The sequence below is a fragment of the Motiliproteus sp. MSK22-1 genome (assembly GCF_001968815.1).
Classification (GTDB): Bacteria; Pseudomonadota; Gammaproteobacteria; order Pseudomonadales; family Balneatricaceae; genus Motiliproteus.
The window spans coordinates 35761-48708 of record NZ_MIEQ01000032.1 but is presented as its reverse complement, the minus strand read 5'-3'; the positions used below and the strand labels follow the sequence as shown (position 1 = coordinate 48708).

Annotated in this window: 12 protein-coding genes and 1 other RNA gene; 3 read left to right on the top strand and 10 right to left on the bottom strand. The window is 47.4% G+C overall.

Translation table 11 applies throughout. The features are described 5' to 3' along the window. The 3 genes from BGP75_RS27720 to ffs all read right to left on the bottom strand — a co-directional run. On the bottom strand, positions 1-93 hold a 93-nt coding region (locus BGP75_RS27720), incomplete at its 3' end, for a transposase (RefSeq protein WP_143820948.1). A gap of 36 nt (positions 94-129) precedes the next feature. After that, entirely contained in the window at positions 130-663 is a 534-nt protein-coding gene (locus tag BGP75_RS09185) for a DUF6538 domain-containing protein (protein ID WP_076717969.1), read from the bottom strand. 107 nt (positions 664-770) lie between these two features. Next, an RNA gene (gene ffs, locus BGP75_RS09180) (signal recognition particle sRNA small type) lies at positions 771-867 on the bottom strand. Positions 868-1120: 253 nt separating this feature from the next. Here ffs and BGP75_RS09175 point away from each other — a divergent pair. Further along, positions 1121-2026 (top strand): TIGR01212 family radical SAM protein, encoded by a 906-nt coding sequence (locus BGP75_RS09175; protein ID WP_076717967.1) that lies wholly within the window; start codon positions 1121-1123, stop codon positions 2024-2026. Between the two features lie 16 nt (positions 2027-2042). Here the strand turns inward: BGP75_RS09175 and BGP75_RS09170 are convergent, their stop codons facing one another. Beyond that, positions 2043-2732: a Crp/Fnr family transcriptional regulator gene (locus BGP75_RS09170; RefSeq protein ID WP_076717964.1), complete on the bottom strand. Its 690-nt coding sequence runs from the start codon at positions 2730-2732 to the stop codon at positions 2043-2045. Between the two features lie 363 nt (positions 2733-3095). Here BGP75_RS09170 and BGP75_RS09165 point away from each other — a divergent pair, with 363 nt between their 5' ends. Further along, a complete protein-coding gene (locus BGP75_RS09165) occupies positions 3096-3296 on the top strand; it encodes a hypothetical protein (RefSeq protein ID WP_076717962.1) in 201 nt (66 codons plus the stop codon). A gap of 78 nt (positions 3297-3374) precedes the next feature. Here the strand turns inward: BGP75_RS09165 and BGP75_RS09160 are convergent, their stop codons facing one another. The 6 genes from BGP75_RS09160 to BGP75_RS09135 form a co-directional block, all read right to left on the bottom strand. Further along, positions 3375-4325: a bifunctional enoyl-CoA hydratase/phosphate acetyltransferase gene (locus BGP75_RS09160; RefSeq protein ID WP_076717959.1), complete on the bottom strand. Its 951-nt coding sequence runs from the start codon at positions 4323-4325 to the stop codon at positions 3375-3377. 95 nt (positions 4326-4420) lie between these two features. After that, positions 4421-5170 (bottom strand): sulfite exporter TauE/SafE family protein, encoded by a 750-nt coding sequence (locus BGP75_RS09155; RefSeq protein ID WP_076717957.1) that lies wholly within the window; start codon positions 5168-5170, stop codon positions 4421-4423. A gap of 255 nt (positions 5171-5425) precedes the next feature. Next, a complete protein-coding gene (gene xsc / locus BGP75_RS09150) occupies positions 5426-7207 on the bottom strand; it encodes a sulfoacetaldehyde acetyltransferase (protein WP_233152891.1) in 1782 nt (593 codons plus the stop codon). A 45-nt stretch (positions 7208-7252) separates the two neighbouring features. Beyond that, positions 7253-8365, bottom strand: coding sequence for an alanine dehydrogenase (gene ald, locus BGP75_RS09145; protein WP_076717952.1), 1113 nt, complete (start codon positions 8363-8365; stop codon positions 7253-7255). Positions 8366-8769: 404 nt separating this feature from the next. After that, the gene (locus BGP75_RS09140) at positions 8770-10236 is read right to left on the bottom strand and encodes a PLP-dependent aminotransferase family protein (RefSeq protein ID WP_076717950.1); all 1467 of its coding nucleotides are present in this window, start codon (positions 10234-10236) and stop codon (positions 8770-8772) included. A gap of 347 nt (positions 10237-10583) precedes the next feature. Then, on the bottom strand, positions 10584-11972 hold the full coding sequence (locus BGP75_RS09135) for an aspartate aminotransferase family protein (RefSeq protein ID WP_076717948.1): 1389 nt from the start codon (positions 11970-11972) through the stop codon (positions 10584-10586). Positions 11973-12566: 594 nt separating this feature from the next. On the opposite strand from BGP75_RS09135, the gene BGP75_RS09130 reads away from it, so the two are divergent. Beyond that, positions 12567-12926 carry a PilZ domain-containing protein gene (locus tag BGP75_RS09130; RefSeq protein ID WP_076717946.1) on the top strand — a complete coding sequence of 120 codons (360 nt, stop codon included), beginning with the start codon at positions 12567-12569 and terminating at the stop codon, positions 12924-12926. The last annotated feature ends 22 nt before the right edge of the window (positions 12927-12948 follow it).

Below are 12948 nucleotides of genomic sequence, written 5' to 3'. Positions count from 1 at the left end.
TGAAACTTCAGCTATCGATGCATCTGGTTGAAGCGCTAATGAAACGGCTTCGCGCTTGTACTCTTCGGAATATTTTCTTCGTGTATTAGACATGTAAAAACCTCGTTAAAGTAGATTATCTACTCTTAACTAGGTGTCCGACAAATCGGGGTAAAACCACACCTCCTTACGGGATACTTTTGAAGACTCTTTGAAGCGCTCAGCCATGCGCTCTACCCTTTTCATGGCTACATTAGCTTCTTTCTCTGAAACTTCGTTGAGCCGGTAGTCACGCCAAGCCTCTATGTAGTCATCAAGGTCAACAATGAGACCCATAGCCAAACCATGGAAACGCTCGGCATCTTCAGGGCGGTCTCGACTAATATAGGAGTGTGCTTTGTCTGATATAAGATCAAGGGCTAGTGCTTTACGTTCTTCGCTCTGTGCAGACAGAAATGCTCTTCGCCACCACTTAGCTTCTTTCTTCAACTCATCAGTCGAGAGAGCTAAAGCAATTGTCTCCTTCCACTCAGCGACATAGGCAACAGCACGACGTGCAGCGACTGATCTAGATGTTGTTTGTAGAGATCGGACGAATTCATTACGACGAAGAATAGGACGAACGGATTGAGGAACACCCAGACGGGCATACCATGTGTTATGACGTTTCTTAAGATAGGACATTGGATTACCTTTGATGTACCAAAATTATGTACCAAAGGTGTGGGCTATCAAAACTTGAAGTGCTGATTCTACGGGGCCTGTAGGCCTACATAGAATACTGGAGGCGGCTCCGCCAGCCACACTCCGGCACACAAATCCACCGCTGTGGCTGCTCCCTTCCGGGCCTGACCAGATTCACGGCTTATTGTTGCGGAGGGACCAACGGAACCACCATAACGCGTTACCGAAGGAACGGTAACGGGGGCGAATTATCCTTGATTGCCCCTGTGGTTGCAACACCTAATCCGACCAAATCAGTGGCCGGCAGCAATGGCTCAATGACAAAGTCATTCCTTAGGTACTCCAAGGACTCTTTCAGCACAAACCTTTCAGGTTCTAACGAGTATGACCAAAGTCAAACCGATAGATCAGCCGATCCAATACAATTGCGCATCCTCTAACAAGCTCCGGTGACTCTATGCATCTCGATGAACACATTAATGGCCTGGGTCGAGACCTGAAGTTACGCCACGGTGAAAAAATCCACAAGCTGACAATCAACGCACCTTTTACCTGCCCCAATCGTGATGGCACCCTCGGTCGGGGCGGTTGTACTTTTTGCAATAACGCGTCCTTTAACGGAAAAACCACTTCTACGTTAAGCATTCGGGAGCAGCTGGAAAAAAGTAAGCCGGGCATGAGAGCTAAGCGTTATCTGGCTTACTTTCAGACTTATACCAATACCTATGCCGAAGTGAAGGAGTTACAGCGTCTTTATGAAGAAGCCTTAACAACCGCAGATATTGTTGGTATTTGCGTAGGAACAAGACCCGACTGCGTACCAAATGCAGCTCTGGACCTGTTGGCGGACTATCAACAACAAGGATATGAAGTCTGGCTGGAACTCGGCCTGCAATCATCGTTTGATAAAACCTTAGATCGTATTAATAGAGGCCACCATTTTGATGCTTACGTTGAAACAGTCCAAAGGGCTCATTCCAGAAATCTGAAGATCTGTACACACCTGATTATTGGTTTACCCGGTGAGGCTCCCATGGACAGTATGATCACGCTAGACAGGGTCATAAAGGTAGGCTGTGAAGGTCTTAAGTTACATCCTTTACATATCGTCAAAGGAAGCCAGATGGCCAGACAATGGAAAAACGGGGAAATACCGGCAATTTCACAACAGGACTATGCTGAAGTTGCTGCTGAAATGATTCAGCATACTCCCTGGGATGTGGTATATCACAGAGTATCTGCTACCGCCCGAAAGCCCACATTACTGGCCCCGGAATGGTGTGATAATCGATGGCCGATACTGAATGACATTGCCAGAAAACTGGCCGCGGAGGGAGGTCAGGGTAGCGCCCTGACCTGCTGAACATCTTAGATAAAGACTACTCGTACTGACAAAGGCGGGCGATATCCTTAACGCAGATTTCCCGGCCTTTTACCTCGATAATTCCCTGCTGCGCAAGACTGGACATGATCCGCGACAATGTTTCCGGCTTGACGGAAAGCCTGGATGCAATCACCTGTTTAGGTGTATTCAGGTATATCACGGTGCCGTCAACAGCATCGTGAGGCAGCTGGTTCATCAAAAAACGCAGTACTCTAAAAGTGGCATTCTGTTGTGTTAGGTTAACAACATCATTCAAGCGCGCATGCAGGCGCATACTGAGATCACCAAGTATACGGATACAGGAATCCATATTATCTTTTAAAATTTCCATATAGGTATTGCAGTGAATACCATAGATCCTGGAAGCCTTGATAATCTGGCCGCTGACTGGGAAGCGATGGCGTTGCATAAACATGACAGCTTCAGCAATCGTTTGTCCCGGGGTAATAATTTCCACCACCTTTTCATTGCCATCAGGTGCATTTTTACAAAGCTTGATCTGTCCATCTGCCAGCAGGAAAAAACGCTCCGCTTCATCGTCTTGACGAAACAAAAACTCCTCAGGTCCCAGCTCGTACAACCTAACCGAATCTACCAGACGCGCCAACTCAGCATCAGACAATGTAGCAAACAAGTAATGGCGCTTTATTGCTGCTAACGCAAGAGACCGCTGTAACTCATCCATACGCAACCTTTAAACCTAGAAAAATGTCTGCCGATTAAACTGCATAACGACCATTTTTACCAATAAAAATCCGCCTATGAGCCTTATTTCTGCTGATTTTCTACTGCTACAGCCTGTCAGACCATCATTTACCTATCAGGAACAGAACCATCATCAAAGCAACATCACTTCAAAAGCAACATTAATTTCAGGTCAATAAGTAATTGGAGTATTTTGACAAATCCCTAAAGTAGAACTAGAACCTAAAGTAGAATTAGAAAGTACTGGTGGAATCATTTTTGAGATAAGACAGATTCGAACTGCCGTCTGGCACCGTAGACACTGACTTAATAGATACTCACTTATCTTTGCATGGAGGCAATCATGAATACAGAAATCCACAAGATCAGCTGTCAAGCATTAGGTACTTTCTCCGACGAACTGGTTCGTCTGTCTGAGATGGGCTACACCCACGCCACTCATGCAAGCATCGCACAATTGCAACCCAAAGAGTTCGTAATCCACTTCCCTCCGGCTATCAATGCTAAGAGTGATGATATCAGTCTCTACTATCGCGATGGTTAACGGCCTTACGCGATGGTTAACAGCCTTAAGGAATGGCATCACGACAGGTAATAATAGCCTGATAACAATCCAAACAACCTAGGCTACACTGGTATTTTCAATCTGTTCTCTGGCGTAATCCGCATATATCGCAGCCAATGCACAAGAGGCCAGTCGCGCTTCAGGCGGGTCAGCACGGGACGTCAGGATAATAGGTACTCGTGCCCCCATAATAATTCCTGCTGCTGTGGCGGACATAAAGTAAACCATCTGTTTAAACAGGAAGTTACCTGATTCCAGATTAGGAACTAATAATATATCCGCATTCCCGGCAACCGGACTATCAATGCCCTTAATATCCGCAGCGGCCTGAGACACGGCGTTATCAAACGCCAGAGGACCATCTACGATAGCACCTCGCAGCGCGCCGATAGAAGCCAGCTTCTTCAACTCGGCGGCATCTACACTGGATTGCATGCTGCGATTAACCTCTTCAGTCCCGGAAAGAACAGCCATCCGGGGGTTCATGTTTCCTAAAGAATGCAGCAAATCAATAGCATTCTGGGCAATATGAATCTTGTCAACCACAGAAGGTGCTACGTTAATAACAGCATCGGTAATGCAAAGAGGTTTATCAGTACCGGGAATAGTCATATGGAATACATGACTGAGGCGGCGATCAGTACGTAAACCGGCTCCACGGCTCAGAACGGCCCGCAGCAATGTATCTGTATGAATATGCCCCTTCATCAGCGACGAAGCCTCTCCCGTACTGACTAACTCAACAGCTCTCTTAGCGGCCTCTGCCTCACCTACAGCATTCTCAATACGGATATCGCTAAGGTCCCAGCCAATCACAGTCGCCAGCTGATTAATCTGTTCGCTATCCCCCACCAGGACAGGTTCTATAACCCCTTCATCAAAAGCCAGTTTTGCGCTGGTTAAAGTGACCTCATTAATTGCATTCGCAACAGCAGTAGGAACGGCTGGAAGCAGTCTGGCTTTTTCCAGTAGATATGACGGGCATTCCATCGGAGCAGTACTAAGCATGAGTTTACCTACGCATGTGCCTGAAACCTGTTATGGCTGCAGTCTGAGTTATTGGTTATTACTGAGTGAACCGTTGTTACTATTGTGCTTTTCCCCTAGAGACTAATCAGAGCCCTTGTCAGCCCTCCGCCAGAAATAAGCATTAACATGACTAATGCCACACGACGAAAGGACTTCTGCGGACTGCGTAAAAACTGCTGATTACCTAACATCGTCCCTAGTGTTACCGGAATCAGAAACAACACTGCCAGCTGCAACACCTCAGAAGTGATTAACCCCTCCAGTGTGGCCAGTGAACAGGTGTAGATATCCAACACAATCAAGAAGCAGATCAAAGTAGCTCGGGCTGTTCCCGGGTTTTCATCCCGGGATAGAAAGAAAACCACCAGCGGCAAACCACCTACACCAGATGCCCCGTTCATCGCCCCTGACACCACTCCAGCGCTCACAATACTTGTCGCAGACTCTCCCTTACGGGCACGAAACCCTAGCCAGATTGCGCAGGCGGCCATCAAAATAACCGAGCTGATTACAACACGCATTACCTGCCCTGAGAGTTCTGAAAGCATCATCACTCCGACCGGTGTTGCTAAAACAGCACCGAAAAGGATCCAACGCAATTGGCGCCAGTCCACCCGTTGCCAAACCGAGGGCAGCAGGCTCATTCCAGCAACAATTTCAATCAGCAAAATGACCGGTACTATTGTTGATGGCGGAATAATAATGGACAACGTAACCACCGCCATCGCAGTGAAACCAAAGCCGGAATAACCACGTACAAATGCTGCTGCGAATAACGCCACAGCAGAAAGCATTAATACAGATAGCTCCAATCCGGCGATCATCTGATCTCCCTGATTACTAGTTTATTTACAAGAAAAGCTCTGATCAGAATTCCAGTTAAAATGCTGATCACAACAATCCAAAATGCCTACAATATTTAGGGGGTTGTTAACCGGGTTCTGGCTAAAAAATACGGCTGAAGGCCCTAAAGGCCCTCAGCTTTATTTGCAGTCAGTACTGCCTCTTACAACAGATTAGAGACAGTACTCCTGCCAGATATCAGAAGTCCTAACCCGACCTTATTGATCGCCTAGGTGTTACTGATAGTCTTTGTACTTCTCCAGGTGACGGACAGGCTGAGACAAAGCATCACGACGGAAAGGGTCACCCAGTTCACGAGTACACATAATCTCGATAACCGTGGTCTTACCTTCTTTCTGAGCAGCACAGGCAGCAGCCAGTGTCGGGCCTACATCTTCCAGCTTGTCAACGGTGACGCCTTCAGCACCCATAGAGCGAGCAATTTCAGCAAAGCTTGGGTTTTCCAGCTCACCGGCTACAAAACGACGGCTGTAGAAATCAACCTGGTTTTTCTTCTCAGCTCCCCACTGACGGTTATGGAATACGATAGAAGTCACAGGAATGCTCTCGCGAACACAAGTCAGGATTTCAACCATTGACATACCCCAGGCACCGTCACCCGCGTAAGAAATTGCTGTACGCTCAGGAGCAGCAACCTTGGCACCAATGATGGTAGGCAACGCATAACCACAGTTACCGAAACTCATCGGAGCAAAGAAGCTGCGTGGACGGTCAAAACGCAGATAGCTGTTGGCAACAGAGTTGATGTTACCGATGTCCGTTGAAACCATGGCATCTTCTGGCATGGCTTTTTCCAATTCACGCAACACCTGACGAGGATGCAGGTAGCTGCCTTCTTCGCCGGACTGTTCTTCGATCATATCCAGAGAATATTCGTCTTTCTCGTGAATCCACTCATCCAGTTCGGCTTCCCAGGCCGCTTTCTCAGCAGCGATTTTTTCACCACGCTGATCCATAGTGGACAAGCATTCAACGTTACGGTCCTGCAAGCGAGTCAGCAGGGATTCAGCAGCAGCTTTGGCATCGCCACAAATACCGACAGAGATCTTCTTAACCAGGCCCAAAACCTTCGAGTTGCAGTCAATCTGGATGATCTTGGCATCTTTCGGCCAATAGTCCATTCCATGCTGAGGCAGTGTGCCAAATGGCCCCAGGCGCGTCCCTAAAGCCAGAACAACGTCCGCCTGATTAATCAGCTTCATTGCCGCTTTGGAACCCTGATAACCCAGGGGACCACACCACAAGGAATGAGAAGCAGGGAAGGAATCATTGTGCAGGTAGGTGTTACATACAGGTGCTCCCAGGTACTCGGCTAATGCCTTACACTGTTCAACACCTTCGGACATTACAACACCACCGCCGGAAAGAATAACCGGGAACTTGGCTGTAGCTAGCAGGTCAGCAGCCTCATTAAGGCTGTTTTCGCCACCGGCAGCACGTTCAATCTTAATCGGCTGTGGGATTTCTACATCGATATCACCGTAGAAGAAATCACGAGGAATATTCAGCTGAGTAGGACCATTTTCCTGGATAGCGCGGTCAAACGCACGACCCGTCAGCTCTGCCATACGAGCCGGAACCGGTACATGAGCCTGATACTTGGTGATCGTTTCAAAAAACGGTAACTGCTGAGCTTCCTGGAAACCACCCAGACCATTAGAGATAGCACCGGTCTCAGGAGTAATGCAGACGACCGGAGAATGAGCCCAGTAGGCAGCGGCGATAGCTGTAACAAAGTTAGTGATACCTGGACCGTTCTGAGCGATACAAACGCCATGACGGCCGGATACACGAGCATAACCGTCGGCCATGTGGCCGGCCCCCTGCTCATGGACAACAGGAATCAGGCGAATACCCGCAGGAGAGAAAATATCCATCGCATCCATAAATGCAGAACCCATGATACCGAAAGCGACGGTAACATCATTGGCAACCATGGTTTCGACAAAGGCTTCACTAGGTGTCATACGTGCCATTGTTTTATTCCTTATATTCATTTGTAGCCCCTTCTCCTGATCAGAGAAGGGTAAGAAAAGATGCCCTTAGGCGCTCAATTGATACTCAACAAACTCCTGGCCCAGAGCTTCAGCTACTTCAGGGCAGGTAATTTTCCCGGCATGGACATTCAAACCGTTAGCCAGATGCTTGTCGCGACGAATAGCTTCTTCCCAACCAAGATCAGCAAGAGCCACAATATGAGGGAGCGTAGCGTTGTTTAAAGCCAGTGTAGAAGTGCGCGCTACCGCACCAGGCATGTTAGCAACACAGTAGTGCACTACACCGTCAACGATATAAGTGGGATCCTGGTGGGTTGTTGCTTTGGAAGTTGCAAAGCATCCTCCCTGATCAATAGCGACATCCACCACCGCAGATCCGGGTTTCATGCGCTTAACCATATCTTCGGTAACCAGCTTAGGCGCGGCTGCCCCTGGAATTAACACCCCACCGATAACCAGGTCGGCTGATAAAACATGCTCTTCAAGCGCGGCTTTGCTGGAGTAGACAGTTTGAATCTGGGTACCAAACTCAGCAACCAGACGACGCAACACATCAACTGAACGATCAAGAATAACAACCTGGGCTCCCATACCAATCGCCATCCGTGCCGCATTACTGCCAACAACGCCACCACCAATGATGACGACCTTGGCAGGCTCAACACCAGGTACGCCGCCCAGCAACAAACCACGACCTTCTTTGGATTTTTCCAGACAGGCTGCCCCCGCTTGAATAGACATACGCCCGGCAACTTCTGACATTGGAGCAAGTAGCGGCAGTCCACCGCGATCAGAGGTTACAGTTTCATAGGCAATACAGGTTGAACCACTCTCCAATAGGTCAGCGGTTTGCTCTGGATCTGGAGCAAGGTGCAGATAAGTAAATAACAATTGACCAGGACGCAGCTGCTTACGCTCTACAGCCTGCGGTTCTTTAACTTTTACAATCATCTCTGCCTGAGCAAAGATCTCTTCAGCGGTAGCTGCAATCGAAGCACCAGCTTCAACATAATCTTCATCACTAAAACCGATACCGTTTCCAGCACTGGTTTGCACCATGACCTGGTGACCACGACTGGTCAGCTCCTGCACACTAGCGGGTACCATACCGACACGGTATTCATGGTTTTTAATCTCTTTTGGGACTCCGATCAGCATATCGCCACTCCATTTTTAATTCTTGTCAGAAGTAGTAGAGGTAAATAAGCTCAGAAGCGATATCAATCATCAGTGCATTCTGAACTCAGATTCGTTAACCCAGCACCAAATAGACAGGAGCCGATATGCGGTTAACTTGAGATCTAGAGTAGGAGTGAGGAGGATTTTGGAGTAGAGCCAGTTACCTAATAGCTATTACGCCAGGAAGAAAGAAAACAATAAGCAATTGTTTTAAATATATATTTTAAGATCTATTGTTAAACTTATAACGACTTATTGTGCTGAAAGGTTTCTACTGTCCGACAATATTATTATTGTCCGAGAGACAGAAACCTCCTCAAAGAGATCAGTAGCTGTATTTCCAAATTCAGTAGACGCATCACTGAACTATAAATTCAGCCAACTCAGGTCATATCTTCTATCAGTTCCGCCAGCGCTTTAATACCCGGTTCAATTCGATCAGCGGCGATAGAAGAGTAACCAAGACGGAAATAGTTTAATGGCGGTTCATCACCGAGAAAATGAATGTCCCCCGGTTCAATTAAAATTCCCCTTTCAGCCGCTTCTTTACGCAACAGTCGAGCGTCCAGCTCCTCAGGACCTCTAACCCAGTAACAAGAGCCTCCAAAAGTCGGTTTACGGGCAGAGTCCGGCAGATATTTGCTCAACGCCGCTCCCATCTCCTGCCACCGCTCTTCATAGGCCCGCATAATAGTCATAATCAGCGCATCGTGATAACCACGCTCCAAAAACAGCGCCACCGAACGCTGGTTATTTGCAGCAGGATGGCGCACCATCAGTCGCCGTAAAGCGCGGGCCTCACGGATCAACTCGACAGGCCCCACCAGATACCCAAGGCGCAAACCAGGCGCCAACGTTTTTGAGAGAGATCCGACGTAGATAACCCGGCCGCTTTTATCCAGACTTTTCAATGCAGGAATGGGGTTGGACTTAAAGTTAGTTTCACTTTCGTAATCATCCTCAATAATCACGAAATCCTGTTCATTGGCCCGTTTTAACAACTCATAGCGTCGCTCAATCGGCATAGTCACCGTTGTCGGACACTGGTGACTGGGTGTGGTGTAAATACAATCACACACATTAATATTGTCATCAACGATCATCCCCTGTGCATCTACAGGTAATGGTTTTACCTTTGAAGGATTGAGGTTGGCAATATTTCGGATATCCATATAGCCAGGATCTTCAATACCCATGACGCTGCTCTGTTCTAACAGCAGTCGAGACAACATATACAGGGACTGTTGAGCGCCGACAGTCACCAGAATCTGCTCAGCAGAAGCCCAAACGCCTCGTCGTGGTAACAATCTAGTACGAATCTGCTCAACTAATAAGGGATCATCATTGTCGAAACGATCCGATGCCCAATCACGAATAGCCGGAACACTCACAGCATCACGGCAGCATTCTCGCCAGTTATTGGTCGGAAACAGGCTCGGATCAAACTGGCCATAAATGAACGGGTAGGGATATTTCTGCCAGTCCCGGGGCTTTTTAATGTTGCGCTGACCCGAAGGAAATACTTTCAGACGATTAGCCCAATCAGGGGGTATTCCCTCAACCGCTTCAGGAATGCTGGTATCCAGCTTGACTTTACCCTCCAGAATTTCTGGATTAACGTAGTAACCACTGCGCTCACGAGCAATTAGATAACCATCATCCAACAAATGTTCATAGGCCAGAACGACGGTATTTCGAGCAATGCTCAGTTGCTTGGCAAGTTTACGGCTGGATGGAAGTGGACAATCGGCAGGTATATTACCATTTAGAATGGCTGCTGCTATTTGTTCACGCAATTGCTGCTGTAGACTGGCATCCTTCTCGGGAGATAGGTGAAAAAGCTGGAACATATACCGATACTCTTTATTTTGCTCGTTATTTGCTCTAAGGGACCTGAATTTGGCAACCGCAGACAACCCATGACAGCCATAAAACCGGCTGCTGTTAATTGTGCTGATACCTTATTGAAATCAAATATCTAGAGTACTCCTTCAAATCCTGTTCGGCAAAAAAGATTATCTTGTATTCATCACAAGAGATAGACAGATCGCCCAGCTTGGAACTTAACAGGCAGCATTAAAAAAGCCATTTGCCGAAAAGATTCGACAAATGGCTAAAAGAACCTCTCCAAGTCGTGCCACTTGAAAAGGGAGGCTTTGGAAATACTATCTCAGCCATTCAGGCCCAAATCAAACACTCAGGAGTTAGGGCAAAGCTCCCCCATCGCGTTATCAATGGCGTCAACAATGGCATCGATATCCGCTTGGCTGGCAATAAGAGCAGGGCTCAAACAAATAGTGTTATTGAGTTCTTTGAATGATCGATTGGTTCGTCCGATGATGACACCATTTTTCATACAATGAGCCCCAATCGCCATCGGCAGACTTTCATCCACTGGCTCCTTGGTTACACGATCTTTCACTAATTCAAAGCCGGCAAACAGACCTTTGCCACGAACCTCTCCTATCACATCATATTTGTCCTGAAGTTCGTTAAGGCGTCCTAGCAGATACTCACCCTGGTGTGTCACATTTTCCAACAGCTTTTCATCTTCAATGATCTGCATGTTAACCAAAGCAGCCGCAGGACCGGCAGTACAGCCACCAAAAGTAGAGATATCCCGGAAGTACCCCATACGCGCATCGTCATCTTCTTTAAAAGCCTCAAATACTGTCTCTGTCGTCACAGTGCAGGAAATGGCGGCGTACCCTGAAGCAACTCCCTTAGCCATGGTAACCATGTCCGGTTTAATGCCGTAATGCTGGTAACCAAACCATTTCCCTGTCCGACCCAGCCCACAAACCACTTCGTCAATATGCAGCAGAATATCGTACTTCTTGCAGATTTCCTGCACACGGTCCCAGTAGCCCTGTGGAGGTGTAATTACCCCACCGCCTGCGGTAATAGGCTCAAGGCACAAGGCACCAACCGTATCCGCACCCTCTTCCAGAATGACACGTTCAATTTCGTTGGCAGCACGAACCCCATAATCATCAACATCACCCCATTGAGAGCGATACTCACAACAGTGTGGAACCTCAACAAAACCAGGGGTAAAGGGACCGTATTGATTCTTCCGCTCAAATTGCCCGGTGGCGCTTAAACAGGTAATCGTTGTACCGTGATAGTCACGTTCGCGGTAAAGTACCTTATGCTTCTTCCCACCGTACTTCTTTTCCGCAATCTGACGAACTATCTTAAATGCCTTTTCGTTTGCTTCGGAACCGGAGTTGGAATAGTAAACACGGCTCATTCCTGGCATTTTTTCAATAAGCTTCTCTGCAAATTGAGCAGCCGGAACATTTCCAGCTGTCTGTGCAAAGTAATTCATATTAACCAATTGATCACGAACTGCATCTGCAATCTCAGTACGACCATAACCTACGTTGACGGTCCAGACAGCACCAGAAACGGCATCCAGATACTCATTTCCTTTGGCATCCCAAACCCTCATACCCTCACCTTTAACGATAACCATCGGATCGCTTTCTTCGTAGGGCTTATGCTGTGACAGGTGGTGCCAAACGTGCTTGCGATCACTGGCAACGGCTTCTGCGGCATTAAACTCTTTGGCATCAAAAGACATGGCTGTCTCCTATCTTTGGCTACTCAGTAACTAACTGTTCGCTTTTTATTGTTTGAGAAACGGAGGTATGGACCGTTTAAACCCAAATGGGAGACACTTGACTGCATCCCGCTTAATATCAAAGCTAAAGCCATTACTAAACAGGAGTTAGAACCAGTTATTTGTCGATGATGATACCAGCCGGTATCTGGGAGGTTTTTACAGATCTGGCCCCTACTTGGAGACAAAACTGGTCCCTATGCTTTTGCGCCAATTACAGAGAAACAACGAAACTGATTAAATACTCACATCTGATTATTGCTATTTATTAGCTGCTGCGACCAGATGCTGTCGCTGAGTAAAGCCCATGGAGAGCTGACACCCAAGGGGCTTGTTCAATGATCCCTTAGTGACCTGGATCAACCCAAAGTACTCTAATGCTTGTTCTCACCAACAGGGAATTTGATAATGAAGCTTGCTCAGTTCGATCAAGAAAGGAACCCTTGCTCCTCTGCTGAGACCCACTAAAACGTAAGTAACTCAATACAGAACAAGCAGTAACGCCGGTTAACCGCTATATTCATTAGTAGGGACAGGCGATTGAGGTTCCCAAAGATGTCCGAATTAAGATTTTTCCCTCGAGTTAATACGGAACTCCGGGTAGAGGTTACCAATTTATACGGGGATACGACCGAGGCTTGGGTCCGCAACATTTCCCCTGGCGGAGTAATGATTGACGGAGATCTGTCTTTCAAGGAAATCATTACTCTTGGGTCCGCTAGAAATCCTTCAGCCACGCCGGTAGAAGTCACAATAAACTTTAAGCTAAATAACGATCCAGAGTCATTTAACAGTCGCTGCCGCCTGGTATTTGTCCGCAGGCTGTCACAACTGGAATTTAATTTTGGCTTTCGGTTTGTGGGAATCAGTACCGAAATGGCCCATCGATTACAGCGTTATGTTGCCAATCAGTAACGAGTGAACGGTAGACTATTCA

What these genes read in the sequence shown, in the direction of transcription:
- BGP75_RS09130 (WP_076717946.1), top strand. Translation starts at nt 12,567, where the DNA reads ATGTCCGAATTAAGATTTTTCCCTCGAGTTAATACGGAACTCCGGGTA.
- xsc (WP_233152891.1), bottom strand. Translation starts at nt 7,207, where the DNA reads ATGAATATAAGGAATAAAACAATGGCACGTATGACACCTAGTGAAGCC.
- BGP75_RS09165 (WP_076717962.1), top strand. Translation starts at nt 3,096, where the DNA reads ATGAATACAGAAATCCACAAGATCAGCTGTCAAGCATTAGGTACTTTC.
- BGP75_RS09160 (WP_076717959.1), bottom strand. Translation starts at nt 4,325, where the DNA reads ATGCTTAGTACTGCTCCGATGGAATGCCCGTCATATCTACTGGAAAAA.
- BGP75_RS09185 (WP_076717969.1), bottom strand. Translation starts at nt 663, where the DNA reads ATGTCCTATCTTAAGAAACGTCATAACACATGGTATGCCCGTCTGGGT.
- BGP75_RS09170 (WP_076717964.1), bottom strand. Translation starts at nt 2,732, where the DNA reads ATGGATGAGTTACAGCGGTCTCTTGCGTTAGCAGCAATAAAGCGCCAT.
- BGP75_RS09175 (WP_076717967.1), top strand. Translation starts at nt 1,121, where the DNA reads ATGCATCTCGATGAACACATTAATGGCCTGGGTCGAGACCTGAAGTTA.
- ald (WP_076717952.1), bottom strand. Translation starts at nt 8,365, where the DNA reads ATGCTGATCGGAGTCCCAAAAGAGATTAAAAACCATGAATACCGTGTC.
- BGP75_RS09135 (WP_076717948.1), bottom strand. Translation starts at nt 11,972, where the DNA reads ATGTCTTTTGATGCCAAAGAGTTTAATGCCGCAGAAGCCGTTGCCAGT.
- BGP75_RS09140 (WP_076717950.1), bottom strand. Translation starts at nt 10,236, where the DNA reads ATGTTCCAGCTTTTTCACCTATCTCCCGAGAAGGATGCCAGTCTACAG.
- BGP75_RS09155 (WP_076717957.1), bottom strand. Translation starts at nt 5,170, where the DNA reads ATGATCGCCGGATTGGAGCTATCTGTATTAATGCTTTCTGCTGTGGCG.